A 23,172-nucleotide genomic window follows, 5' to 3' on the forward strand; every position below is an offset into this window, starting at 1 on the left:
GAGAGAAACGAGGCGAGCTTCCATTCAGAAGCTCTTCTGCTTGTAGACCTCGCACAGGTTGCCGCCCCATTCGCCGTGGAAGCGTTCGAGCAGGCGCTGGGCCGGAACCTTGCCCGAAGACACGATCTCGGCAAGCGGTTCAAGGTAACCGGTCTCGTTGTCGCCCCCGGCATTGAGCTTGCCGCGCGCGGCAAGGCCGGACCGGGCGATGTCGAGCACTTCGCCGGCAATGTCGCGCAAGGTGCCGCCACTCCCTTTCGCCGATTGGGGAAGCGGAGCGTCGAGGCCGAGCCTGGGGACGGAGCTGCGCAGCACTTCGCGCCCTTCCATGTCCCAGTCCTTCACCAGGTCCCAGGCCGCATCGAGCGCGGTCTGGTCGTAGAGCAGGCCGACCCACAGGGCGGGCAGGGCGCAGATGCGGTTCCACGGTCCGCCGTCGGCGCCGCGCATCTCCAGGAAGGACTTCAGGCGCACTTCGGGGAAGGCGGTGGACAGGTGATCCTGCCAGTCGCTCATGCGCGGCAGTTCGCCGGGAAGCGCGGGCAGCTCGCCCTTGAGGAAGTCGCGGAACGACTGGCCCGCGGCGTCGATGTACTTGCCGTCGCGGAACACGAAATACATCGGCACGTCGAGCATGTAGTCGACGTAGCGCTGGTAGCCGAAGCCCTGCTCGAACACGAAGGGCAGCATGCCCGTCCGCGCCGGGTCGGTGTCCGACCAGATGTGGCTGCGGTAGGAAAGATAGCCGTTGGGCTTGCCTTCGGTGAAAGGCGAATTGGCAAAGAGCGCGGTCGCCAGCGGCTGCAACGCCAGCGAGGTGCGGAACTTCTGCACCATGTCCGCTTCGCTGGAATAGTCGAGATTGACCTGGATGGTGCAGGTGCGCAGCATCATGTCGAGCCCCATCGAGCCCACGCGCGGCATGTGCCGCAGCATGATGTCGTAGCGGCCCTTGGGCATGATCGGCAGTTCTTCGCGGGTCTTGTCCGGCCACATGCCGAGCCCGAGGAAACCCTTGCCGATGCGGTCGCCGATGGTCTTGACCTGCGCCAGGTGCCGACCGGTTTCGGCACAGGTTTCATGCAGGCTTTCCAGCGGCGCGCCGGACAGTTCGAGCTGCCCCGCCGGCTCAAGGCTGACAGTGCCGTCGCTGCCCTTCATGGCAATGACGTTGCCGCCTTCGACGATCGGCTCCCAGCCGAATTCGGTCAGCGCCATGAGCAGATCACGGATGCCGCCGGGTTCGTCATAAGACGGCGCGTGAAGGTCGGTCTTGTCGTAGACGAACTTCTCGTGCTCGGTCCCGATCCGCCACGCGGCGCGCGGCTTTTCGCCCGCAGCCATCGGCTCGGCGAGTTGGTCCAGGCTCTCGATCAGCGGATCGGCGCGATCCGATATCTCGCGGGTGCTCATGCGCCGGGAAGTAGTGGCGGCAAGGCACGGACGCCAGCACTATTTGCTGCGGTGATAGTCAATTTCCGGCAGGCAACCAATCGCCTGCCACGGCCATCCAGAGCGCGGTGGCGGCGATGCTGGCGGTCTCGCCGCGCAGGATGCGCGGGCCCAGTGTGATCGGGCGCGCCTGCGGCAGGGCGCGGATGAGCGCGCGTTCCCCTTCGTCGAAGCCGCCTTCGGGCCCGACCAGCAGGGCGGCTGGGCCCCGGTGCGCGGCGAATTGCGCGGCGGCGGGTTCACCGCCCAGCTCGTCGGCGAAGAACAGCGCGCGATCTTCGGGCCAGTCGCGCAGCAGCGCCTCGAGCTTGAGCGGTTCGGCCAGTTCGGGCAGCGCGGTGCGGGCGCATTGCTCGGCCGCCTCGGTCACCATGGTGCGCGCCCGCTCGGGGTTGAGCTTGTCCGCCACGCAGCGGCGCGTCACCACCGGCTGGATGCGCCGCACGCCCAGTTCGGTCGCCTTTTCCAGCACGAGGTCGAAGTTCGGCTTCTTGAGTAGTGCGGCGCACAGCGTGAAGTCGGGCACCTGCTCGCGCGGGCGCAGCCTTTCGCGCGCCTCGAGGACAACGTCACGCTTGCCCGCCGAAACGACGGCGCAGGCCCATTCGCCCGTCTCGTCATCGCACAGGATTACCGCGTCTCCTGCCGAGACGCGCATGACCTTGGACAGGTAATGCGCCTGCGCGCCCTCGATCGCGACATGCGCGGCCAGCGCGATCGGACCGGGGACGAACAGGCGCGGCGCGGAGCGCGGCGGCCAGGCAGGGGTTGCAACCATGCTTTCTCTTACTGTGCTGGGCTTACTTCGCAATCGTGCGCAGGAGCGTAAGCCACTGCTCCGTGCCCTGGCCAGGCATGCCGACATGTGTGCCGGCTTGCGATCGGTCATGACAGACGGGCTACAATCGACTACGTACCTTCGCGTGACCGAACCCGCATTTGTGCCCGATACGCAAAGCCGCAGCCTCGTGTCGATGCTGCCGCCGTCCTTGCGCGACTATGCCATGCTGGCGCGTTTCGACCGGCCCATCGGCTGGTGGCTGCTGTTCTGGCCCTGCGCCTGGGGCGTGATGCTGGCGGGCGGCGAATCGCGCTGGGGTCTCGTGCTGTGGATGCTCGTCGGCTCGATGGCGATGCGCGGCGCGGGCTGCGTGTGGAACGACATCGTCGACGCAGATCTGGACCGCAGGGTTGCGCGCACGGCCAGCCGCCCGGTCGCGAGCGGTCGGGTCAGCCGGCAGGCCGCGACGATCTGGCTCTTCACGCTCTGCGCGGCAGGTCTCGTGGTGCTGTTCCAGCTGCGCTGGCAGGCGCAGGTCATGGCCCTGAGCAGTCTGGCCCTGGTTGCCGCCTATCCCTTCATGAAGCGCATCACCTGGTGGCCACAGGTCTGGCTCGGCCTCGTTTTCACCTGGGGTTCGCTGGTCGGCTGGATGGAGATCCGCAGCGACCATATCGACGTCCTCGTCGCGCTTTACGGCGGCTGCATCTTCTGGTGCATCGGCTATGACACTATCTACGCCCTGCAGGACCGCGAGGACGACGTCCTTGTCGGTATCCGCTCCGCAGCGCTGCGCCTGGGCCGTCACGTGCGCGCCGGTGTCGCCGCGTTCTATGCGCTTGCAGTGGCATTCTGGGCGCTGGCCTTCTGGACCCTGCGCGGCGACTGGGTTGCGCTCGTCGCATTGGCCCCGGTGGCTGCCCATCTCGGCTTCCAGGTCGTGACCCTCGATACCGATGACGGCGACAATGCGCTTGCCCGCTTCCGCTCCAACCGCGATGCCGGCCTCGTCATGGCACTGGCCTGCTGGGTGGTGGGCAACGCCGGCGTGATCTAGGACGGGTTGCCATGTGCAACCTCTACCGGATGACCAAGGGTGTAGAAGAAGTCGCCAGGCTCTTCGAAGTCCTGCCCGAACGCGGCGCCAATTTCGCCGAGGAAGTCTATCCCGGCTATCCCGGCCTCGTCGTTGCCGAGGGCAGGGCACAGGCGATGACATGGGGCTTTCCGCTCGTGCTCAAGGGCAAGCAAGGGCAGCCGCTCAAGCCCAGGCCCGTCACCAATGCCCGCGACGACAAGCTCTCCACCGCGTTCTGGCGCGACAGCTTCGAAAAGCGCCGCTGCCTCGTGCCCGTCACCGCCTGGGCCGAGGCCGAGGGCAGCAAGGGACGGATGACCCGCACCTGGTATGGCGTGGAAGGGGAAGAGACTTTCGCCGTCGCCGGGCTCTGGCGGCCGACCGGCGAATGGGGGCAGGCCTATACCATGGTGATGGTCGATTCCTGCCCGCAGATGGTCGATGTGCACGATCGCATGCCGGTTCTCCTGCCCCGCGATGCGTGGGGGCAATGGATCAGCGGCACACCGGAGGAGGCGTTTCGCCTGTGTCGCACACCCGACCTTCCCCTGACGGTGGACCGGACGGACGAATTGTGGAGCGGCGGCGGGCAGCCGGCTCGGGGCGGTGGGAATACCACGCCCCGGCTCTTGTGATCAGCGGCTCATTCATAACTCACCAGTTCGAATTCGATGCCGTCCCAGTCCAGGAAATAGAACCGGCGGCCCGGTTCGTAGTCGGCATGGTTGAAGGGGACGAGACCGGCATCGGCCACGATCTTCTCGGCAGCGTCGAGGTCGTCGACGACGATCCCGAGGTGATTGAGCGGCGCCCCCTTGGCGAAGCGGTCATGTTCCTTGCGGTCGGTATAGACGGCGATGTAGCCGAACTCCTCGCCGACATGGATCGTCTCGCCGCCGTTAAGGGCCGGACCGCGCCAGCGTTCTTCCCAGCCGAGCAGGTCCTGCAGCAGCCTGGACGAGCGCTCGATGTCGCTCACGGTGATGTTGGCGTGTTCCAGTCTTCCCTTGGGCATGTGCATTTCTCCTTGGATTTCAGCGATCCGCCCCGGCGGCGAATCACTCGGCTTGCCCAAGGTGCAACCTCAAGTTAACTTGAGGTCAAACGGAAACTGGAGGTATTGAGATGACTGCCAAGGGCGTGACCGACCGCTTCATCTCGATCGGCGATCTCTCGCGCCGGACCGGCGTCGCGGTGTCGGCGATCCGCTTCTACGAAGAGAAGGGGCTGCTCGTCTCGCTGCGCACTTCGGGCAACCAGCGGCGTTTCCTGCGCTCGGACATTCGCCGCGTCAGCTTCATCCTGATCGCGCAGAAACTGGGGCTGGGCCTCGCGGAGATCGAGCGCGAGCTGGCGCAGCTGCCGCAGGGGCGCACGCCGACGATCGAGGACTGGGAGCGCATCAGCCTGTCCATGCGCGAGGCGATCGACGCGAAGATCGCGCTGCTCGAACTTACCCGGCGCAAGCTGGACGAGTGCATCGGCTGCGGCTGCCTGAGCCTGACGAAATGCCGCCTCTACAATGCCGAGGATGCAGCCGGGGCGGAAGGCCCCGGGCCGCGCTTCGTGCTGAAATAGCTATTCGGCAGCCAGCAGTTCCTCGGCCGCGCCGAGGTCCACGCTGACGAGGCGCGAGACGCCTTTTTCAACCATGGTCACGCCGAACAGGCGGTGCATCCGGCTCATCGTCACGGCATTGTGGGTGACGATCAGGTAGCGCGTGTCGGTCTCGCGGGTCATCGCCTCGAGCAGGTCGCAGAACCGCTCGATATTGGCATCGTCGAGCGGCGCGTCGACCTCGTCCAGCACGCAGATCGGGGCCGGGTTGGTGAGGAACAGGGCGAAGATCAGGGCAACGGCTGTCAGCGCCTGTTCGCCGCCCGACAGCAGCGTCAGCGATTGCAGGCGCTTGCCCGGCGGCTGGGCGAAGATTTCCAGTCCGGCTTCGAGCGGATCGTCGGAATCGACCAGCGCCAGGTGCGCCTGCCCGCCCTGGAAAAGCTGCTGGAACAGGCGGCGGAAATGCGCATCGACTGCCTCGAAAGCCGCGCGCAGGCGTTCGCGCCCTTCGCGGTTGAGGTTGCCGATCGAACCGCGCAGCCGGTTGACCGCTTCGGCCAGCTCGGCCTTCTCGGTTACGCTGACGCCCAGTTCTTCTTCCGCCTTGGCCAGTTCGTCGGCAGCGACGAGGTTGACCGGGCCAATGCGCTCGCGGTCGGCGACGAGCCTGTCCATCGTCGCAGTCTCGGCCTGCGCGCCGGAGACTTGCGAGGAATCGAAAGCGAAGCGTTCCGGCAGGACGGGAGGCGGGCACTGGAAGCGCTCGCCCGAAAGCCGCGTCATCTCGACCCGGCGCTCGTCCTCGTTTTCGGCGCGGGCGACGGCACCGGCGCGGTTCTCGCGCGTGCTGGCGAGCTTTTCCTGCGCATTGGCCAGTTCGGCATCGGCCTTGCGCGCGGCCTCGGTCGCGGCAGTGACGGCCACTTCGGCCTTGCCCAGTTCATCGGAGAGGCGATTGCGCACGACTTCCCCGGCTTCGATCTCGGCCATGATCGAGGCGGGTTTGGCGGCGAACACGGCGCGCTCGGCCTCGATTTCCTCAAGCCGGCCGGCCATCTGGGCGAGGCGATTGGTGGCGTCGCCGGCACGGCCCTGCCAGTTGCGGATGTCGCTGCGCTGCGACGCGGTGCGTTCGCGCCCCACCGCCAGCGCCTGATCGTGCGCGGCAAGTCCGGCCGTCGCCGATTGCAGCCCGCTCTTGGCGGTTTCGTTCCTCTCCCTTGCGGCCTGCAGCGCGGCGCGACCGGTTTCGGGATCGGGCAGTGTCTTGCGCTTGCCTTCGGCGGCGGACAGGTCCTGCGCGGCGGTCTTGCGCTGCTCGGCCAGCTCGCCGACCTGCGTATCGAGTTCGGCGCGGCGGGCCCGCTGGCGCTGGCGCTGGTCTTCGGCCTGGTCGGCGGCGCGCAGGGCGCTGCGTTCGGCATCGGTGGCCTGCGCGATGGCGCGTTCGGCGGCAATGACCGCGGCCTGCAGCGCGGAGAGTTCCTGCTGCACCCCGGTCTGGCGCGCTTCGGCAACCGCCACGGCTTCGCGCAGCGGCGGCAGCTGGGCGTCGAGTTCGGCAAAGCGGTTTTCGGCCTCGAGCCGGGCGGCTTCGGCGGCGCCTTCGCCGCGCGCAACGAAACCGTCCCAGCGGCGCAGCACGCCCGAACGCGTGACCAGCCACTCGCCGGCCTTGAGGACGCGACCGTCATCCTCGTCCACGACATGGACGAGCGCGAGGCGCGCCGCGAGTTCGGTCGGGCACTGCGTGACGTGCGCGGCAAGGCTCTGGGCCACTGGCGCGGGCGCCTCGGCGCCGGTCCAGAAGCGGCCATCGGCGCCCTCGACCTTGCCCAGCGGCGCCTTGGCGTCGCGGCCCAGCACGGCGGCCAGCGCGCGTTCGTAGCCCGGCGCGGCACGCACCGCGTCGATCGCGACGGGCAGGCCATGTGCGGCCTTGGCGCCCTTGGCCCGGGCCTCGCGGTCGCGAACGAGGGCGCCGTGTTCGCGTTCGATGCCGGTGAGGTCGGCGCGCGCGCCGGCGAGTTCCGAGGCTGCGGCATCGCGCTGGGCCTGCAGCTCTGCCTTGCGGGCCTGCTGCGCCTCAAGTCCCTCGCGGGCCTCGGCAAGGGCCTTTCCGGCAGCTTCGGCTTTCGCTCGTGCAGCGGCGACGACGGCGTCGAGGTCACCTGCCGCCTCGAGCGCGCCGATCTGCGACTGCAGGCGCTCTGCCTCGGAATCGAGGCGGGCAAGCCGGTTCCTTGCCTGTGCCAGTTCGGCCTCGGCAATGCGCCATTCGGCCTCGACGCCGGCCTGCTGGGCGGTCGCCTGCGCCAGTTCGAGTTCGGCGGTGCGGGCGGCGCGTTCGGCGCCTTCCAGGGCATTGGCCAGACGGGGGCGGTGCGCCTCGTCGGCTGCAAGCTGCTTTTCGCTCTCGGCCAGTTCGCGTTCGAGGCGGGAAAGCGCCTGCGCCGCATCGCGGGTCACGCGGTCGGCATCGCCGCGGTCTTCCTCGAGCCGGGCCTTCTGCCTCTCGAGATCGGCCAAGCGCTGTTCTGCCGCTTCGAGCTGGCTGGTGAGCGTTGCCATGCGGTGGCCTTGCGCATTGGCATCGTCGCGGCGGTCGGCCAGTTCGTCGCGCGCCTCGACCAGCGCTTCGGCAGCGGCGGCCTGTGCGTTCTGCGCCAGCTTCGCGGCCTCCTGCGCCTCGTTGACGCGGGCCTCCGCGGCCTTGGCTTCCTTGCGCGCGGCCTCTGCGGCAGCGGCGGCATCGCGCCAGCGGGCATAGACGAGGCGCGCCTCGGCCAGCCGGATCTCGTCGGTCAGGGCCTTGTACTTCTCGGCCGCCCGGGCCTGGCGGCGCAGCGTGGCGACCTGCTTGTCGAGCCCGGCCATGATGTCTTCGAGGCGGGCAAGGTTGGTTTCGGTCGCGCGCAGCTTCTGCTCGGCGTCCTTGCGGCGCACGTGGAGGCCGGCGATGCCCGCTGCTTCTTCCAGCATCGCTCGGCGTTCGGTCGGCTTGGCGGCGATGACCGCGGCGATCTTGCCCTGACTGACCAGCGCGGGCGAATGCGCGCCGGTCGCGGCGTCGGCGAAGATCAGCGCCACGTCCTTGGCGCGCACGTCGCGGCCGTTGACGCGATAGGCGCTGCCCGCCCCGCGCTCGATCCGGCGCACGACTTCAAGCTCTTCGCGCTTGCCGTCGATGGGGGTGGTCTCGCCGGTCAGGACGACTTCGGCGAAGCTGCGCGGGGGGCGGCTGGAGGTGCCGGCGAAGATCACGTCTTCCATGCCGCCGCCGCGCATCGACTTGGGCGAGCTTTCGCCCATGACCCAGCGGATCGCTTCGAGAAGGTTGGACTTGCCGCAGCCGTTGGGGCCGACGACGCCGGTCAGCCCCGGCTCGATGCGCAGTTCGGAAGGCTCTACGAAGCTCTTGAATCCACTGAGCTTGAGCCGCCTTATGCGCATCGGGTCGCCCTTATCGAAGCCAGAACCGGCGCATCAGCGCGCGCCGGCCTGCTGCAGTTTGGTTTCCAGCTCGTCCCAGCCCATCGAACCGACCGAAGAGCCGTTGATGATGAACGTGGGCGTGCCGGTGACGTTGAATTCCTTCGTCGCCTTCTCGGTCTGGTCGGCAAGGGCCTTGGCCTTGGCGGTGTCGGCAAGGCAGGACTTGGCCTGGTCGAGCGCGATCCCGCGCGAGGCGAAGAATTCGGTCATGCCCGATGCCTGCGCGATGGCCGGGATCTGCTGCGGCGGCGACATTGCGCCGATAGCCTTGAGCTTGTCCTCGCCCAGCGCCTGCACGTTCTGGAACATGTTGGGCTGCCAGGCCCAGAACTGTTCGCTGAGCGGGATCACCGCCTCGGTCGACCCGCAAGTGGCCAGCAGCGAGGCCGGCACGTCGTAGGGGTTGAGCATGAAGTAGCGCAGTTCGTAGCTGACGCGGCCGCTGGCGACATAGTCATCGCGCAGCTTGGCGAAGCTTTCCTTGGCGAATTCGGCGCAGTGCGAGCAGCTCAGCGCGCCATATTCGACGAGCTTGATCGGTGCCTCGGGATTGCCGAGGCGATAGCCGCCCTCGTCCGTCTTGGCGACCATGTCCGACCAGCTCTTGCCGGCGGGAGCGGCGATCGGGGCGATCGGCTCGTTCGAAACCGGCGCGGCCTCGTCCTTCTTGTCGCCGCAGGCGGCCAGGCCGAGGGCGAGCGGAGCGGCGATCAGGCCCAGCGCGACGTTACGGAAGCGAAAACGGGTCATCGAAGCGAATCCTTTGCGAATTGAAAATGGCTAACCCATGGTCCGGACAGATCAAGGGCGTGCGGGGGCCGGGAGGGGACATCTCCACAGCTAACCCCCGCAATTCGGCGAAAGCACCGATTTCGCGGTCTAGATCCTGCCGGCCTGCAGCGCCGCGGCGCGGTCGCTGAGCAGTTTCGAGAGATGCTCCCAATCGTGAACCTGCTGCACTTCGCCATTGATGACGAAGCTGGGCGTGCCGGTCAGCCCCAGCGATCCGGCGGCCGACTGCTGCGCGCGCAGTTTGTCGAGCATCGCGGCGTCGTTGAGGCAGCGGTCCGCCCGGGCGCGGTCGATGCCCCATTGCTGCATCTTGGCGTAGAAGCCAAGGTCGCCGGCGATGGCGCGCATGCGGGCCGGGATTTCACCCTGTCCCCAGCGCGCAAGCTGTTCCGGCGTCATCTTCTGCGCGGTGGCGAGCCACTGGTCCTGCGAGGCGAAGAACGCATTGTGGCGCACCCAGAAGCGGTTCGGATCGCCGCAAGAGGTCAGCATCGCGATCGTCAGGTCGATCGGGTTGCGCAGCAGGTTGGTGACGGTGACCTGGATCTGACCCTTGGGGATCAGCGTCGTGCGCAGCACCGGGTCCGCTTCGCGGTGGAACACGGCGCAGTGCGGGCAGGTGTAGCTGACGAACTCGGTCATCTTGATCGGCGCGTCGGGATTGCCCAGCGTATGGCTGCCGTCCGCCGTCACGCCCATCGTGCCGTTCCAGTTGCCCTTCGCGGCAAGCTGCTGCCTCGCTTTTGCGGTGGGCGTGGGCTTAGGTGCGGGTTGGGGCGGGCTGGCGGCGAGGCTCAGCGCGGCGCAGGAGGCAAGGGCGATCGTACGGGCGGCGTTACGGGCAATGGACTTCACGAATGACGGCTTCATCACTTGTCCTTCTGGTCTTCCTTGGCAGCCATGCTCCGCGCCAGCGATTCCAGCACGGCCCGAAGTTCCGGGTCGCCGATGTCGCGCAGCGATTCTCCCAGTTCCATCGGCACCGGTTTGAGCGAAGGCGGAGCAGACCTGCGGTCTGAAGCAGGCGGCGCCTTAACCTCGCCTTGCCGGATCTTGGCCCTGGCCACCGCATTGTAGCCGAAGAAGCGGTTCACCCGGTCGATGATCTCGGGAATGACGTGCTGGATCATCGGGGCATGGGCGGGCAGCACGACGAGCTGGAGAATGCCGTCGCTTTTTTCGCCGGGCGGAAAGCGGATCGACTCGGGAGAGCAGACCCGGGCATGGCGGGCACCGACGATCTCGGGCCAGCGGGTCACCACGCTGGACTGGACAAAGCCGAAACGGCGAAAGGCGGTGCGCCCGACTTCGGGCATCAGGTCCGATATCGCGCGCGCCTGCCCGCCGCGCGGACGCTCGTAGCGCTTGAGGGCGGGCGAGGTCTTGCCCGGTTTGCTCGATTGTTTGCCGCGATCCCGTTCCATTACCGGCGCTGCAATGCCATAGCGGGCCCATGGAAGCCAGTTCCGATACGATCTCGCGCAAGCTTCTCAACTGGTATGACGCCCATGCGCGGGACCTGCCGTGGCGTGCGCGCCCGGGTGCGCCGTCTCCCGATCCCTACCGCGTCTGGCTCTCGGAGGTCATGCTGCAGCAGACCACCGTTGCCGCGGTGAAGGACTACTTCGCCGAATTCACGAGGCGCTGGCCCGACGTGAGCGCGCTGGCCGCCGCGCCGGACGAGGAGGTCATGGCCGCCTGGGCGGGACTTGGCTACTACGCCCGTGCCCGCAACCTGCTGGCCTGCGCGCGCGAGGTCGCGGCGCGCGGCGGGCGCTTTCCCGATAGCGAGGAGGAACTGCGCGCGCTGCCGGGGCTGGGCGCCTATACTGCCGCCGCGGTTGCCGCCATCGCTTTCGGCCGCCGCGCGGTGGTGGTCGACGCCAATGTCGAGCGCGTCGTCGCCCGGCTCTTCGCCCTCGATACGCCGCTGCCGGGTGGACGGACCGCAATCCGCGAGAAGGCCGATGCGATCACGCCCGAGCGGCGCAGCGGAGATTTCGCACAGGCGATGATGGATCTGGGCGCGACCGTGTGTACCAGCCGGGCGCCGCGCTGCCTGCTCTGCCCGCTTTCGGCCGAGTGCGAGGGGCGGGCACTTGGCGAGCCGGAGCGCTTCCCGGTCAAGGCGCCCAAAAAGGCCAGGCCGGCGCGCCGGGGCAGGGCCTTCTGGATCGAGCGCGACGAACGCGTCTGGCTGGTGCGCCGTCCCGGCAAGGGGATGCTTGGCGGGATGCGGGCGCTGCCCGACGACGGCTGGCATTCGCGCGGCGACGGCACCGGTGAAGGGCCGCTGGACGGACCGTGGGAAAGCGCCGGCAAGGTCGGCCACGTCTTCACGCACTTCTCGCTAGAGCTGAACCTTGCGGTTTATCACGGCAATCAATGCGATAGTCTTCCCGCCGAAGGGGGCGAGTGGTGGCCGCTGGACCGGATCGGGGAGGCCGGCCTGCCCACGCTTTTCGCCAAGGCGGCGCATCTGGCGCTCGCCGGAACGGGAGAGAGGGTATGATTCGCACTCTCGCCCAGCTCGAGGCCGCGATGGACCGGCGCGCGCTGCTGCGCATGGGCGCCTGTGCCGGGATCGGCGCTGCGCTGATGCCGCGCCTTGCGCTCGCCGCTGCCGATCCGGACCTGCTGCCGCAAGTGCGCGCGGTGGTGGAGCGCTGGGTGGGGCCGGGCAAGTTTCCCGGCATGGTCGCTTCGCTCGGTATCCCGGGGCGCGAACCGCAATATGTCGCGCGCGGTTCGGAAGGCTTCACCGATGGCGATGCGGTGACGGCGGACAGCCTGTTCCGCATCTATTCGATGACCAAGCCGATTACCGGCATGGCCGCCATGCAGCTTGTCAGCGAAGGCAGGCTCGGTCTCGACCAGCCGCTTTACGACATCCTGCCGCAGTATCGGCACATGCAGGTGCAGGACACATACGATGGATCGGTTGCCGCGCTGCACCCGGCCCGCTCGCCGATCACGATCCGGCACCTGCTCACCCACACCTCGGGCATCGGCTACACGATCATCCAGAAAGGGCCGATCAAGGACCTGATGGAGCGCAAGGGCCTGGTCGCGGGCCAGATCAGCCGCATGAAGATTCCCGGCGTGTTCGAAGGCGAGCCGGTCCACGGCCTCGATCGCTTTGCCGACCGGCTTGCCGAAGTGCCGCTGGTGGCCGACCCCGGCACGCGCTGGAGCTATTCCATGGGGCTCGACCTGATGGGCCGGGTGATCGAAGTGGCCAGCGGGCGCAGCTTTGCCGATTACCTGCGCGAAACGATCTTCGAACCCGCCGGGATGTCGAGCACCTTCTTCCAGGTGCCGCAGTCCGATGCCGCCCGCCTGACCACCAACTATGGCGCGCTCGGCAAGTTGCTGGTGCCTATCGATAGCGGGATGGATTCGATCTTTCTCGATAAACCGCCGTTCCCCTTCGGCGGGGCGGGCCTTGTCAGTTCGCCGCGCGACTACGACCGGTTCCTGCGCATGCTTGCCCAGTCGGGTACGATCGACGGGCAGCGCGTGCTCGCTGCACAGGCCGTGCGCACCGGCACCAGCGATCTCCTGCCCGCTGGCGTGACGATCCCGGCCGCGTTCGGCGGGGCGGCAGGTTTCGGCGCCGGGGGGCGCGTCGGGCGCGGCGGCGAGGCCGGGATCTACGGTTGGTCGGGCGCGGCGGGCACGGTCGGCATGGTCGATATGGTCCATGCCCTGCGCTCGCAGATATTCGTGCAGTTCATGCCGCCCAACGCGGTGGGACTGCTTCCCGAGTTCCAGGCCGCACTCAAAGCCGATGTCATGGCCATGCTGGAGAAACGCTGACGTGATTGCCCTCGATTCTACCCCGATTGCCTTCTCCGGATCGCACCTCGACCGCGCCGATCATGTCCGCAGCGATCCTGCCGCGCTCGATGCCCTGATGACGTGGAAGGCGCGGCTGCTGCGCATGGATGGGCTCGACCCGGTGCTGACGCCCGATGGCGCGCTGGAATGGGGCAGCCTTGCCGATGCCGCGCCCGACAGCGACCTGGTGTTCCTCGGCCTCGATGGCGAACGCGGCTGTTTTGCCGAAGTGCGATCGTCCTATCCCTCGGGCAGTCCCCATGCCGGACCGGCTAGCTGGAATGCAATGTCGGTTCTGGGCGCGGGCGAACTGGCGACCTATGGCGGCGCCCGCTCGCTGGTCGGCTGGCATGCGCGTCACCGCTTCTGCGCCGTATGCGGGCAGCCCACGCGGCTCGCCAAGGGCGGCTGGCAGCGCACGTGCACCTCCGAAACATGCGGTGCGGAGCACTTTCCGCGCGTCGATCCGGTCACGATCATGCTGGTCGAGCATGAGGGCAAGGTGCTGCTGGGGCGCCAGCCGCGTTTTCCCGAGCGGCGCTATTCGACGCTTGCCGGTTTCGTCGAGCCGGGCGAGACGATAGAGGAGGCGGTTGCCCGCGAAGTGCTGGAGGAAGCCGGGATCCGGGTCCGCGACGTGACCTACATCGCCAGCCAGCCCTGGCCGTTCCCGTCCTCGCTGATGATCGGCTGCCACGCCTATGCCGAGACGACCGAGATAACCATCGACGAAACCGAACTGGACGATGCCCGCTGGTTCAGCCGCGAGGACGTGGTCGATGCCCTCGAGGCGATCGGCCGCGGCGAACTGGGCCGGGCCTTCGGTGCGCCGCCGAAGACGGCGATTGCCCATGTCCTCATGCGCTGGTGGATCGACCGGGGCTGAGGCTCCGCTCAGGGCGCGGCAAGGAGGAAGCCGGGCCTTGGCGCCGAACCTTCAGACGAGGCCGAGCCTTGCCAGTTCCCGCGCCAGCTTGGGCGGCATGATATCGCCCGAGCTTTCGCCGTCGCCCAGGTCGCGCGGGGCGTCCTCTTCCTTGAGATAGCGCCAGCCCTGGTGGGCGCGCTTGGGCTTGGTCACGACCGGGATCAGCTTGGGGGCGAGGCGGATCCACCAGCGGCCGTCCTCGCGCTGTTCGAAGCCGAGGATCGGGGAGCGGCCGATGAGGGCGTGTTCGTAGATCCAGTAAAGCGAACCGCCCGCCATTTCCTCGTGCCGCTTGGGCAGGTAGCGCGTCGTCAGGCGCGCTTCGCCGATGTCTGCGTGGCTTTCCAGCCATGCGCGCAGGTCCGCCGGGCTCTCGGCGGAATAGGCGATCTTGGTCATGTGCAGCGGCATGGGAACGAAGATAGGTATTCGCGGTGGGTCAGGCGAGTCCGGTTAGCACGGCAAGCCCGAGGAACGAGAAAAATCCCATGGTGTCGGTGGCCGTCGTGACGAAAACCGCGGACGATACGGCCGGGTCGATGCGGAAGCGGTCGAGCGTGACCGGCACGAGGATGCCGGCAAGACCGGCGACGAGGTTGTTGATCACCATGGCCGCCCCGATGACGGCACCCAGCAGCGGGTTGGAGAACAACAGCGTGGTGCCCCCGCCGATCAGCAGGCCGAGCGCAGCGCCGTTGGCCGTGGCGATGCGCAGTTCGCGCAGGATCATGCGCACGGTATTGGAATCGGTCAGCTGGTTGGTGGCGATGGCGCGCACCACCACGGCCAGCGTCTGCGTCCCGGCATTGCCGCCCATCCCCGATACGATCGGCATGAGCACCGCAAGCAGCGCGAAACGGGTGATCGCGCCCTGGAACAGTCCGACCACGGACGATGCCAGAATCGCGGTGGCAAGGTTGACGCACAGCCAGGTCAGGCGCGCGCGCACGGTGATCAGGATCGGCTCGTTGATGTCGCCATCACCGGCACCGGACAGGCGCAGGATGTCCTCGCTCGCCTCTTCCTGGATAATGTGGACGATGTCGTCGACGGTGATCTGGCCGATCAGGCGCCCGGCGGAATCGGTCACCGCGGCGGAGATCAGCGCGTACTTCTGGAAGCGCAGAGCCACTTCTTCCTGGTCCATGTCGACCGGGATCAGCGTCTGGTCGCGCGACATCACGTCGTAGAGCGGAATGTTGCGCGGGCAGCGCAGAATCCAGGACAGCGCGCAAGTGCCGACCGGGCGGTGCATCGCGTCGACAATGAAGACTTCCCAGAACTCGGTCGGCAGTTCGCGGTGTTCGCGCAGGAAATCGATGAGATCGCCCACCGTCATCGTCTCGGGCACCGCGACGAACTCGCGGCTCATCAAACGGCCGGCGGATTCCTCGGGATAGGAAAGCGCGGCCTCGATCGCGGCGCGGTCTTCGGGATCGAGTTCGGCAAGGACCGCCTGCTGGTCCTCGCGGTCGAGGTCCTCGATCATCGCGACGGCGTCGTCGGTGTCGAGCTGCTCGGCAATTTCGGCGACGACGTCGGCCGGCAGCGCCTCGATCAGGAGTTCGCGGACCCAGTCGTTGAGTTCGGCGATGACCTCGACGCCCATGAGGTCGCGAATCGAGCGGGCGAGCTGGAGGCGCTCATCCTCGTCGACCAGCTCTAAAAGGTCGGCGATGTCGGCCGGGTGGAGCGGTTCGACCAGTTCGTAGACGCGGTCGGAGTCCTCCTCGTCGAGCGCATCCATGACGTTGCGCACGAATTCGGGCTTGAGCCGGTTCTCCTCGTCGAGGCTCTCGCTCTCGGGTGCAGGCGATTCAGCTTCTGCCTCTGCAGCGACGGCATCGTCCTGCTTCAGTTCGTCGTCGAGGTCCGCGCCGCTCATAAGCGCCGGTCTAAGCGCCAATTTCGCAATTGCAACAGGCGAAGGAAGGGCCGCGGCAGATAGCTGTTCGGATACTTGTTCCGGACAGGCGTGCGTGACATTGGCGAGACGCAGCCTATATCGGGCCGGTGCCCGGATCCGCATCGACGCGGACAACAGGAGATTACAGATGGCCGACGAATACCTGACGCTCACTCTCGACACCGGCAGCGGCGGTGGCGACGTCAAGATCAAGCTTCGCCCCGACCTGGCCCCCGGCCACGTCGAGCGCATCAAGGAGCTGACCGGCGAGGGCTTCTACGACGGCGTGAAGTTCCACCGCGTGATCCCCGGTTTCATGGCACAGGGCGGCTGCCCGCAGGGCACCGGCATGGGCGGTTCGGACAAGCCGGACCTGCAGGCCGAATTCAACGCAGAGCCCCATGTGCGCGGCGTCTGCTCGATGGCCCGCACCAGCTACCCGCACTCGGCCAACAGCCAGTTCTTCATCTGCTTCGACGACGCCACCTTCCTCGACAAGCAGTACACCGTCTGGGGTCAGGTGGTCGAAGGCATGGAACACGTGGATGCGCTGCCCAAGGGCGAGCCGCCGCGCGAGCCGGGCAAGATCGTCAAGGCGACGGTATCGGAAGGCTGAGCCCTACCGGTTCGAATGCAGGAAGGGGCGCCCCGGCCGGGGCGCCCCTTTTTCGTTGGCTCGGTGCCAGCAATCCCGTCCTTCGGCAGGTTCAAGCTGAGCCTGTCAAGGCCTGCGGCGCTACCCGGCTCAGAGCCCCGCCTGCAGCAGCCACTCGTGGAAGATGCGCACCGGGCGGGTTTCCAGCGCCTTGGGACGGCAGACGAACCAGTAGCGGTACGGGCTCTCGACATCGATGTCGAACAGGCGGGCGAGGCGATTGTCGTGCGAGCGGCGGAAGTGGTCGTCGTGCATGATCGCGATGCCCAGCCCTTGCGCCGCTGCCTCGAGGACGAGCTGGCCGGAGTCGAAGCGGTCGATCGATGCCGGTTCGAGCTGCGGCATGCCGATTGCGGTCTTCCAGGCCTCGAAACTGTCGAACAGGTCGTTGTGGATCAGGATGGTCTGCTTCGAGAGCGTCTCGACATCGGGTGCTGAACCGATTTCCTCGGCAAGTCCTCTGGACACGATTCCATAGACCTTGTTGTGGTCGAGCTGGATCCGGTAGAAATTGGGATCGGGCTCCTTGGCCAGGATGATCGCCGCGTCGAGGGTGTCGCCGACGCGATCCTCGAGGTGGGCGCCGGTATCGATGTCGATATGCAGGCGCGGATGCAGCTTGCGCAGTTCGGGCAGGCGCGGGAACAGGCGCTGGCCGCCGAACAGGGTCGGCACGCCAAGGTGCAGGCGCAGGACCTGTCCGCGGTCGATCTGCGATTCGACGGCTTCGGCCAGTTCTTCCAGCTTGGGGCCGACGACGTTGTAGAAAGCCTGGCCTTCTTCGGTCAGCTTCATCGCCTGGTGCTGGCGGGTGAACAGGCGCTTGCCTGTGAAATCTTCCAGCGCGGCGACGCGGCGGGAGAGGGCGGAGGGCGACAGGGCAAGTTCACTGGCTGCCGCCTTGGCCGAACCAAGGCGGACGACGCGCACGAAGGCTTCAAGTGCGCGCAGAGGGGGGAGGCGGCGTACGGGCAATGTTTCGTCTTTTCATCCGGTCACGAGTCAACTGCTGGGCAGATGACGGCTTCAGTCTGTTGCGCTCTCGAGCTCCTCTACCGGCGGATGCAACCGTAATCGGGTGACGTGTCGCTCATTTCCTTCGGTTACCTCGATTCGCCAGCCGCTGTCGTGTTCCAGGATCGCTCCGACCTGTGGAACCTGCTCAGCCAGTACGAATGCGAGGCCGCCCAGTGTATCTACTGCTTCTTCAACTTCGGCAAGTCGTGGATCGATTCGTTCCGCAACTTCATCGAGTTCCACGCGGGCGTCGGCATCCCACATGCCGTCTTCCAGCGGCAGCAGAAGTTCTTCGGGCGCATCGTCGTGTTCGTCTTCGATACTGCCGACGATTTCTTCGACGAGATCCTCGATGGTGATGATGCCGTCGGTCCCCGAGTACTCGTCGATCACGACGGCCAGGTGCGTGCGGCGTGCGCGCATGTCGGCCAGTACGTCCAGCGCCCCGCGCGCCTGCGGCACGTAGAGCGGCTGGCGCATCAGGCTGGTCCAGTCGGCCGGCGCCGGCAGTCCGCGCGCGAGGATCGGGAAGATATCCTTGATGTGGATCATCCCGCGGATCTCGTCGAGCGATTCCCCGTAAACCGGCATGCGGCTGTGACCGTGTTCCGCAAAGGCCTCGACCACTTCTTCCCACGATGCCGAGGCCGGGATGGCAATGATGTCGCCGCGCGGCACCGCGACGTCGTCGGCATCGTGCTCGCTGAAGTGCAGGAGGTTGCGCAGCATTTGCCGCTCGAGCTGCGACAGGTCGCCGTTGGGCTGCGCCCCATGTTCGGCGTCGCCCTCGTGTTCGTTGATGACGTCTTCGATCTGCGCCCTGAGCGACTGATCTGCGTCTGCGTGAAAAAGTCTCCGGAAGACACGCCAAAGCGTGCCGCTACTGTCCGGATCTCCCGAGCCGGGCTCGGTGTGGCGGCCATTGTCGGCCATCGTGACTGGTTACCCCTTCAAACCTGATTCAGTCGTCATATGGGTCGGCGATCCCCAATTGGGCAAGTGCTTTCGTCTCCAGCGCTTCCATTGCTTCGGCATCGGCATCGGAAATCTCGTGGTCGTGGCCGGCCAGGTGGAGCAGTCCGTGAACGACGAGGTGGCTGGCGTGATCCTCGACCGATATGCCCTTTTCCGCGGCTTCGCGGGCGCAGGTCTCGAAGGCGAGAGCGATGTCGCCGAGCATCTCGGGCGGGCCATCGGCTTCCAGTTCGAGCACCTGATTGCGCTCAAGCATCGGAAAGGAAAGGACATTGGTCGGCTTGTCCTTTTCGCGCCATTCGCGGTTCAGGACGTGGACTTCGGCGTCGCAGGTGAACAGCACGCTCGTCACGAGCCGCGGATTCGCGAGTTCGGGCGCCACCTGTGCCAGAGCCGCGCAGGCGCGCTCGGTCAGCTCTGCCCAATCGGTGCTTTCCGGCCAGGGCTCTTCGATATCGATTTCGAGATTCATCGCTACTGCCTCTAGCGGTTTGCGGCGGTGCAAGGAAGCTGGATCCCCGGTTTTGCAGGGATGACGGGCGCGCGGGGATGATGAGAGTTCAATTGGCTGGGGCAGGACGCGCACGTCAGCCTTCAGCCGCCATCCCCGCGAAGGCGGGGATCCAGCGACTACACAGACAGGGCCGAACCGAGACTGCCCTACTTGCTCTCGTCGTACTGCGACAGAGGTCCCTCGTAAGCCTCGACGATCCGCCCGACGATCGGGTGGCGCACAACGTCGGCGGCGGTGAAGCGGGTGACGTTGATGCCGTCGATCCCTTCCAGCTTCTGGACGCCGTCGGCCAGGCCGCTCATGCGGTCGCCGCCGGGGATGTCGACCTGCCTGGGGTCGCCGCAGACGACCATGCGGCTGTTCTGGCCGAAGCGGGTGAGGAACATCTTCATCTGCTCGCGCGTGGTGTTCTGCGCTTCGTCGAGGATGACGAAGGCATCGGCCAGCGTGCGGCCGCGCATGAAGGCGATCGGCGCGATCTCGATCTCTCCCGAGGCGAGGCGGCGTTCCACCTGTTCGGGCGGCATGCAGTCGTAGAGCGCGTCGTACAGGGGCCGCAGGTAGGGATCGACCTTGTCCTTCATGTCGCCGGGCAGGAAGCCCAGCTTCTCACCGGCTTCGACTGCCGGGCGCGAGAGGATCAGGCGTTGCACCGATCCGGTCATGAGCTGGCTGACCGCCTGTGCGACGGCGAGGTAGGTCTTGCCCGTGCCGGCCGGGCCGAGCGCGAAGATGACGTCCGAACGGGCCAGCGCGCGCATGTAGTCGATCTGCGTCGCCGAGCGCGGCACGATCGTTTTCCTGCGGGTGCGGATCATGATCGGCGGCGCGCCCTGGTCGCCGGAGATGATGCCTTCGAGCGTAGGTTCGGCCGACATCGTGATCAATGATTCGACTGCGCCTGCATCGAGATCCTGTCCTTGTTCGAGGCGGTGGTACATGCCGGTGAGAGTTTCGCGGGCCCTGGCCACGGCATCTTCCGGACCTTCGATCTGGATGCGATTGCCGCGCGCCGCGATGTAAACGCCGAGCCGGTTCTCAACCTGCACGAGATTGGCGTCGAACTGGCCGAACAGGGCGCCTAGCAGCGTGGGTTCGTCGAATTGTATTTCGACACGGGCCCGGCGGTGGGTTTCGGGCCTGAACTGCGCCGGGTCATCGGCACGGGCTGCTTTGCGGGCCATGCGCTCCTTTCGGGCAAAACGTGTGCTGTTCTGTAAGCGAAGATGGTCCCGCTCCGGGCAGCTTGCAAGCTCTCGCGCACATGGCGCAGATCGATTCCTGGTGGATAACCCATAAACCTCCCCGGATCCTGCGGGATGGGCCCGCCGCAAGCCGGATCGAGGCAAGGCGCATTGCCGGGGCGAAGGACCAAGGCTATCCATGTCCCATGAACCGCCAGCACATTTTCCCGCTCGCCCTCTTGGCTGTCCCGGCCCTGCTGCTCGCCTCGTGCAAGGGCGAGGAACCCGCTCCCGAGACCAGCGCAACCGCGACCGGCGAGGCCTCCGAAGCCGCGGTCACGCCGGTTACGGTCGAAAGCTGGCTTGAAGAAAGCGCCGCGAAGGATCTGGGCGGTCAGACCGATTCGCTGCAGTACGCCCGCGCCGAGGCCGATCTGGACGGCGACGGCGTCGATGAAGTGCTCGCCTATGTCGGCGGCCCGATGATGTGCGGGACGGGCGGCTGCAATCTCGTCGTGCTCAAGCGCGATGGAGAAGGCTACAGGCAGGTCGGCGACCTCTCGGTGGTCCAGCTTCCGGTAGGCGTGCTGTCCAGCAAGACGAACGGCTGGAAGGACCTCGCCGTCTCGGTTTCGGGCGGCGGCAGGCCGGGCGGCATCATGCGCGTGCCCTTCGATGGCAAGGCCTATGCCCGCAACCCGACGGTCAGCCCGGCGGAGCCGGTCGATTCGATCGGCAAGGAACTGATTGCGGACAAGCCGCTCAAGCCGCTCAAGACCGGCGCGTAAGCACCGCTCGTACGTCCTCAGGCGGGACGTGCGTTCTCAGGCGGGACGTTCGAGCCAGCGGCGCATCGCCGCGGTCACGGCTGCGGGCTGCTCCATGGCGGAAAGGTGGCCGCTGTCGGCTATTCGCTCCAGCACGGCGCCGGGAATGGCGGCGGCGATCTCTTCCGAAAGCGCGGGCGGCGTCAGCGCATCCTGCTCGCCGACGAGGACCAGGGTGGGGACCTTGATCGCCGGCAGGTCGTCGCGCGAATCGGGGCGGGTGATGATCGCGTTCTGCTGGCGGGCATAGACCTCGAAGCCGGTCCGCAGCGCCATCGCGACGACCTGTTCGCGCAGGTCTTCCGGCGCCTCGGGATGCACCAGCCGCGCCAGCCCCTCGCGGGCAACGGCTTCGTAGCCGCGCTGCTCGGCCGCCGCGATCGTGCCCCGGCGCATGGCGGAGGTGTGGCGATTGTCGGCGCGGGCATTGGTGTCGAGCAGGGCAAGGCGTGTGACGCGGCCCGGGGCCTGCCGCCAGATCTCCAGCGCGACGTAGCCGCCCATCGACAGTCCGGCGACGGCAAACCGCTCCGGCGCGTTCGCGAGGATGCGGCTGGCCATGACCGCGATCGAATCGTCGCGCAAGGTGTCGCCGATGGTGAACTCGGCAATGTCCCACAAGCCGGAGACCTGCGCTTCCCACAAGGCGGCGTCGCAGGCGAGGCCGGGGATCAGGACGAGCGGTTGGCGGCCCTCCACGCCGTCGCTCACGCCGCGGCGACCATCCGCGCGGCGGCGCCCAGGCTGTTGGGCCCGGCGCTGGTGATCTCGACTTCGACGAGGTCGCCCACCTGCACGTCCGCCTCGAAGTGGACCGACTGCAGCCAGGGCGACTTGCCCAGCCACTGGCCGGGGTGCTTGCCCTTGCGCTCGACCAGCACGGAGCAGGTCTTGCCCACGGTCGCGGTATTGAAGGCGTACTGGTCGCGGTTGAGCGCGGCCTGAAGGCGCTGCAGGCGCTCATCCATAACCGCCAGCGGGACCTGCCCGTCCATCGTCGCGGCGGGCGTGCCCGGGCGCGGCGAGTACTTGAAGCTGAAGCACTGGGCATAGCCGACCGCGTCGACCAGCTTGAGCGTGTCCTCGAATTCGGCATCGGTCTCGCCGGGGAAGCCGACGATGAAATCGCCCGAAAGCGCAATGTCGGGCCGCGCCGCGCGCACCTGCTCGAGGATTTTCAGGTAGCTTTCCGCCGAGTGGCTGCGGTTCATCGCCTTGAGCACGCGGTCGTTGCCCGCCTGCACCGGCAGGTGAAGGAAGGGCATCAGCTTGTCGATCTCGCCATGCGCCGCGATCAGGCCGGGCGTCATGTCATTGGGATGGCTGGTGGTATAGCGGATGCGGGCGAGGTCGGCGATCTGCGCCAGTTCCCGGATCAGGCCGTCGAGGCCGACCGTCTGGCCCTTCGCGTTCTCGCCGGTCCAGGCATTGACGTTCTGGCCGAGCAGCGTGATCTCGCGCGCGCCGGCTTCGACGAGGCGCCTGGCCTCCTCGATCAGGTCGCCATGCGGGCGCGAGACTTCGGCGCCGCGGGTATAGGGCACCACGCAGTAGGTGCAGAACTTGTCGCAGCCTTCCTGCACGGTGAGGAAGGCGGTGGGCCCGGAGCGGCGACGGCGCGGCAGCGCGTCGAACTTCGTCTCTGCGGGCATGTCGGTATCGGTGACGCGGCGGCCCTCGCTGGCCTCGCGGATCATGTCGGGCAGGCGGTGGTAGGCCTGCGGGCCCACGACCATCTTCACGCTGGGCGCGCGTGCCATGATCTCCTCGCCCTCGGCCTGCGCGACGCAGCCGGCCACGGCGATCAACGGCGAAGAGCCGTCCTCGCGCTTCAGGCGGCCGATGTCGGAATAGACCTTCTCGGCCGCCTTTTCGCGGATGTGGCAAGTGTTGAGCACGACCAGGTCGGCATCCTCGCCTTCGGGCGCGGGGGCGATGCCCTGTTCGGCCAGCAGTTCGGCCATGCGGTCGCCGTCATAGACGTTCATCTGGCAGCCGAAGCTCTTGACCCGGTAGGTCTTGGGAGTCTGGGTAGGATGCATGGCGGCCCGATACACGCGTTTGCACGGCTTTTGAAGGGGCGCTGCGCCCGGCGTGCAGCGGGGCTCGCCCGGAGAGGCGCCGCCGGATGAAGCGCCGCATACCCGATTGGGCCAGATTCATGGGGA

At 67.2% G+C, this 23,172-nt stretch carries 23 protein-coding genes; 8 read left to right on the forward strand and 15 right to left on the reverse strand.

Translation table 11 applies throughout. From position 1 onward, the window contains the following. Positions 1–24: 24 nt before the first annotated feature. Together J3474_RS05850 and J3474_RS05855 are read right to left on the reverse strand one after the other, a co-directional pair. Entirely contained in the window at positions 25–1,413 is a 1,389-nt protein-coding gene (locus tag J3474_RS05850; RefSeq protein ID WP_007013078.1) for a glutamate--cysteine ligase, read from the reverse strand. Between the two features lie 58 nt (positions 1,414–1,471). Beyond that, the gene (locus J3474_RS05855) at positions 1,472–2,230 is read right to left on the reverse strand and encodes a 16S rRNA (uracil(1498)-N(3))-methyltransferase (RefSeq protein WP_207093392.1); all 759 of its coding nucleotides are present in this window, start codon (positions 2,228–2,230) and stop codon (positions 1,472–1,474) included. Positions 2,231–2,339: 109 nt separating this feature from the next. Between J3474_RS05855 and ubiA the strand changes: the two genes are divergently transcribed. Beyond that, positions 2,340–3,290: a 4-hydroxybenzoate octaprenyltransferase gene (gene ubiA, locus J3474_RS05860; RefSeq protein ID WP_052117869.1), complete on the forward strand. Its 951-nt coding sequence runs from the start codon at positions 2,340–2,342 to the stop codon at positions 3,288–3,290. 11 nt (positions 3,291–3,301) lie between these two features. After that, entirely contained in the window at positions 3,302–3,946 is a 645-nt protein-coding gene (locus J3474_RS05865) for an SOS response-associated peptidase (RefSeq protein ID WP_207093393.1), read from the forward strand. 8 nt (positions 3,947–3,954) lie between these two features. Here J3474_RS05865 and J3474_RS05870 read toward each other — a convergent pair whose 3' ends face one another. Beyond that, positions 3,955–4,326 (reverse strand): VOC family protein, encoded by a 372-nt coding sequence (locus J3474_RS05870; protein WP_038577376.1) that lies wholly within the window; start codon positions 4,324–4,326, stop codon positions 3,955–3,957. A gap of 110 nt (positions 4,327–4,436) precedes the next feature. On the opposite strand from J3474_RS05870, the gene soxR reads away from it, so the two are divergent. Continuing rightward, the gene (gene soxR, locus J3474_RS05875; protein ID WP_013831919.1) at positions 4,437–4,889 is read left to right on the forward strand and encodes a redox-sensitive transcriptional activator SoxR; all 453 of its coding nucleotides are present in this window, start codon (positions 4,437–4,439) and stop codon (positions 4,887–4,889) included. Here soxR and J3474_RS05880 read toward each other — a convergent pair whose 3' ends face one another. The 4 genes from J3474_RS05880 to J3474_RS05895 all read right to left on the reverse strand — a co-directional run bounded on the left by J3474_RS05880 (position 4,890) and on the right by J3474_RS05895 (position 10,582). Continuing rightward, on the reverse strand, positions 4,890–8,324 hold the full coding sequence (locus J3474_RS05880) for an AAA family ATPase (RefSeq protein WP_207093394.1): 3,435 nt from the start codon (positions 8,322–8,324) through the stop codon (positions 4,890–4,892). A gap of 33 nt (positions 8,325–8,357) precedes the next feature. Beyond that, positions 8,358–9,116 (reverse strand): thioredoxin domain-containing protein, encoded by a 759-nt coding sequence (locus J3474_RS05885; protein WP_207093395.1) that lies wholly within the window; start codon positions 9,114–9,116, stop codon positions 8,358–8,360. A 129-nt stretch (positions 9,117–9,245) separates the two neighbouring features. Beyond that, on the reverse strand, positions 9,246–10,028 hold the full coding sequence (locus J3474_RS05890) for a thioredoxin domain-containing protein (protein ID WP_207093396.1): 783 nt from the start codon (positions 10,026–10,028) through the stop codon (positions 9,246–9,248). Further along, positions 10,028–10,582 carry a DUF721 domain-containing protein gene (locus J3474_RS05895; protein ID WP_013831923.1) on the reverse strand — a complete coding sequence of 185 codons (555 nt, stop codon included), beginning with the start codon at positions 10,580–10,582 and terminating at the stop codon, positions 10,028–10,030. Before J3474_RS05895 ends, J3474_RS05890 begins: the two co-directional genes overlap by 1 nt. Before the next feature lie 29 nt (positions 10,583–10,611). Here J3474_RS05895 and J3474_RS05900 point away from each other — a divergent pair, with 29 nt between their 5' ends. From J3474_RS05900 to nudC, 3 genes are read left to right on the forward strand one after another with little or no spacing between them, the layout of a single operon-like run. Next, positions 10,612–11,670, forward strand: a complete 1,059-nt coding sequence (locus tag J3474_RS05900) for an A/G-specific adenine glycosylase (RefSeq protein WP_207093397.1) — start codon at positions 10,612–10,614, stop codon at positions 11,668–11,670. Beyond that, positions 11,667–12,977 (forward strand): serine hydrolase, encoded by a 1,311-nt coding sequence (locus J3474_RS05905; protein ID WP_207093398.1) that lies wholly within the window; start codon positions 11,667–11,669, stop codon positions 12,975–12,977. Before J3474_RS05900 ends, J3474_RS05905 begins: the two co-directional genes overlap by 4 nt. Next, the gene (gene nudC / locus J3474_RS05910) at positions 12,949–13,884 is read left to right on the forward strand and encodes an NAD(+) diphosphatase (RefSeq protein WP_207093399.1); all 936 of its coding nucleotides are present in this window, start codon (positions 12,949–12,951) and stop codon (positions 13,882–13,884) included. Before J3474_RS05905 ends, nudC begins: the two co-directional genes overlap by 29 nt. Before the next feature lie 51 nt (positions 13,885–13,935). On the opposite strand, the gene J3474_RS05915 is transcribed toward nudC, so the two are convergent. Then, positions 13,936–14,337: a DUF1489 family protein gene (locus tag J3474_RS05915; protein WP_007013091.1), complete on the reverse strand. Its 402-nt coding sequence runs from the start codon at positions 14,335–14,337 to the stop codon at positions 13,936–13,938. 28 nt (positions 14,338–14,365) lie between these two features. Continuing rightward, the gene (gene mgtE / locus J3474_RS05920; RefSeq protein WP_013831927.1) at positions 14,366–15,811 is read right to left on the reverse strand and encodes a magnesium transporter; all 1,446 of its coding nucleotides are present in this window, start codon (positions 15,809–15,811) and stop codon (positions 14,366–14,368) included. A gap of 169 nt (positions 15,812–15,980) precedes the next feature. Between mgtE and J3474_RS05925 the strand changes: the two genes are divergently transcribed. Beyond that, positions 15,981–16,448: a peptidylprolyl isomerase gene (locus J3474_RS05925; protein ID WP_007013093.1), complete on the forward strand. Its 468-nt coding sequence runs from the start codon at positions 15,981–15,983 to the stop codon at positions 16,446–16,448. 129 nt (positions 16,449–16,577) lie between these two features. On the opposite strand, the gene J3474_RS05930 is transcribed toward J3474_RS05925, so the two are convergent. The 4 genes from J3474_RS05930 to J3474_RS05945 all read right to left on the reverse strand — a co-directional run bounded on the left by J3474_RS05930 (position 16,578) and on the right by J3474_RS05945 (position 20,177). Next, positions 16,578–17,462: a LysR substrate-binding domain-containing protein gene (locus J3474_RS05930; protein WP_207093400.1), complete on the reverse strand. Its 885-nt coding sequence runs from the start codon at positions 17,460–17,462 to the stop codon at positions 16,578–16,580. Positions 17,463–17,513: 51 nt separating this feature from the next. Further along, on the reverse strand, positions 17,514–18,437 hold the full coding sequence (locus J3474_RS05935) for a hemolysin family protein (protein ID WP_007013095.1): 924 nt from the start codon (positions 18,435–18,437) through the stop codon (positions 17,514–17,516). 28 nt (positions 18,438–18,465) lie between these two features. Further along, positions 18,466–18,951, reverse strand: a complete 486-nt coding sequence (gene ybeY / locus J3474_RS05940; RefSeq protein WP_207093401.1) for an rRNA maturation RNase YbeY — start codon at positions 18,949–18,951, stop codon at positions 18,466–18,468. 188 nt (positions 18,952–19,139) lie between these two features. Then, a complete protein-coding gene (locus J3474_RS05945) occupies positions 19,140–20,177 on the reverse strand; it encodes a PhoH family protein (RefSeq protein ID WP_007013097.1) in 1,038 nt (345 codons plus the stop codon). 206 nt (positions 20,178–20,383) lie between these two features. Between J3474_RS05945 and J3474_RS05950 the strand changes: the two genes are divergently transcribed. After that, positions 20,384–20,965, forward strand: coding sequence for a hypothetical protein (locus J3474_RS05950; protein ID WP_207093402.1), 582 nt, complete (start codon positions 20,384–20,386; stop codon positions 20,963–20,965). Between the two features lie 36 nt (positions 20,966–21,001). On the opposite strand, the gene J3474_RS05955 is transcribed toward J3474_RS05950, so the two are convergent. Continuing rightward, positions 21,002–21,715, reverse strand: a complete 714-nt coding sequence (locus J3474_RS05955) for an alpha/beta fold hydrolase (protein ID WP_041558703.1) — start codon at positions 21,713–21,715, stop codon at positions 21,002–21,004. Beyond that, positions 21,712–23,046, reverse strand: a complete 1,335-nt coding sequence (miaB, locus tag J3474_RS05960) for a tRNA (N6-isopentenyl adenosine(37)-C2)-methylthiotransferase MiaB (RefSeq protein ID WP_038575864.1) — start codon at positions 23,044–23,046, stop codon at positions 21,712–21,714. Before miaB ends, J3474_RS05955 begins: the two co-directional genes overlap by 4 nt. Positions 23,047–23,172 lie beyond the last annotated feature (126 nt).

The organism is Novosphingobium sp. PY1, from assembly GCF_017312445.1.
In the GTDB taxonomy this organism is placed as follows: domain Bacteria; phylum Pseudomonadota; class Alphaproteobacteria; order Sphingomonadales; family Sphingomonadaceae; genus Novosphingobium.

Excerpts from the sequence above, each read along its gene's own strand:
- J3474_RS05850 (WP_007013078.1), bottom strand. The coding sequence starts at position 1,413 with ATGAGCACCCGCGAGATATCGGATCGCGCCGATCCGCTGATCGAGAGC.
- J3474_RS05855 (WP_207093392.1), bottom strand. The coding sequence starts at position 2,230 with ATGGTTGCAACCCCTGCCTGGCCGCCGCGCTCCGCGCCGCGCCTGTTC.
- ubiA (WP_052117869.1), top strand. The coding sequence starts at position 2,340 with ATGACAGACGGGCTACAATCGACTACGTACCTTCGCGTGACCGAACCC.
- J3474_RS05865 (WP_207093393.1), top strand. The coding sequence starts at position 3,302 with ATGTGCAACCTCTACCGGATGACCAAGGGTGTAGAAGAAGTCGCCAGG.
- J3474_RS05870 (WP_038577376.1), bottom strand. The coding sequence starts at position 4,326 with ATGCCCAAGGGAAGACTGGAACACGCCAACATCACCGTGAGCGACATC.
- soxR (WP_013831919.1), top strand. The coding sequence starts at position 4,437 with ATGACTGCCAAGGGCGTGACCGACCGCTTCATCTCGATCGGCGATCTC.
- J3474_RS05880 (WP_207093394.1), bottom strand. The coding sequence starts at position 8,324 with ATGCGCATAAGGCGGCTCAAGCTCAGTGGATTCAAGAGCTTCGTAGAG.
- J3474_RS05885 (WP_207093395.1), bottom strand. The coding sequence starts at position 9,116 with ATGACCCGTTTTCGCTTCCGTAACGTCGCGCTGGGCCTGATCGCCGCT.
- J3474_RS05890 (WP_207093396.1), bottom strand. The coding sequence starts at position 10,028 with ATGAAGCCGTCATTCGTGAAGTCCATTGCCCGTAACGCCGCCCGTACG.
- J3474_RS05895 (WP_013831923.1), bottom strand. The coding sequence starts at position 10,582 with ATGGAACGGGATCGCGGCAAACAATCGAGCAAACCGGGCAAGACCTCG.
- J3474_RS05900 (WP_207093397.1), top strand. The coding sequence starts at position 10,612 with ATGGAAGCCAGTTCCGATACGATCTCGCGCAAGCTTCTCAACTGGTAT.
- J3474_RS05905 (WP_207093398.1), top strand. The coding sequence starts at position 11,667 with ATGATTCGCACTCTCGCCCAGCTCGAGGCCGCGATGGACCGGCGCGCG.
- nudC (WP_207093399.1), top strand. The coding sequence starts at position 12,949 with ATGTCATGGCCATGCTGGAGAAACGCTGACGTGATTGCCCTCGATTCT.
- J3474_RS05915 (WP_007013091.1), bottom strand. The coding sequence starts at position 14,337 with ATGCCGCTGCACATGACCAAGATCGCCTATTCCGCCGAGAGCCCGGCG.
- mgtE (WP_013831927.1), bottom strand. The coding sequence starts at position 15,811 with ATGAGCGGCGCGGACCTCGACGACGAACTGAAGCAGGACGATGCCGTC.
- J3474_RS05925 (WP_007013093.1), top strand. The coding sequence starts at position 15,981 with ATGGCCGACGAATACCTGACGCTCACTCTCGACACCGGCAGCGGCGGT.
- J3474_RS05935 (WP_007013095.1), bottom strand. The coding sequence starts at position 18,437 with ATGGCCGACAATGGCCGCCACACCGAGCCCGGCTCGGGAGATCCGGAC.
- ybeY (WP_207093401.1), bottom strand. The coding sequence starts at position 18,951 with ATGAATCTCGAAATCGATATCGAAGAGCCCTGGCCGGAAAGCACCGAT.
- J3474_RS05945 (WP_007013097.1), bottom strand. The coding sequence starts at position 20,177 with ATGGCCCGCAAAGCAGCCCGTGCCGATGACCCGGCGCAGTTCAGGCCC.
- J3474_RS05950 (WP_207093402.1), top strand. The coding sequence starts at position 20,384 with ATGAACCGCCAGCACATTTTCCCGCTCGCCCTCTTGGCTGTCCCGGCC.
- miaB (WP_038575864.1), bottom strand. The coding sequence starts at position 23,046 with ATGCATCCTACCCAGACTCCCAAGACCTACCGGGTCAAGAGCTTCGGC.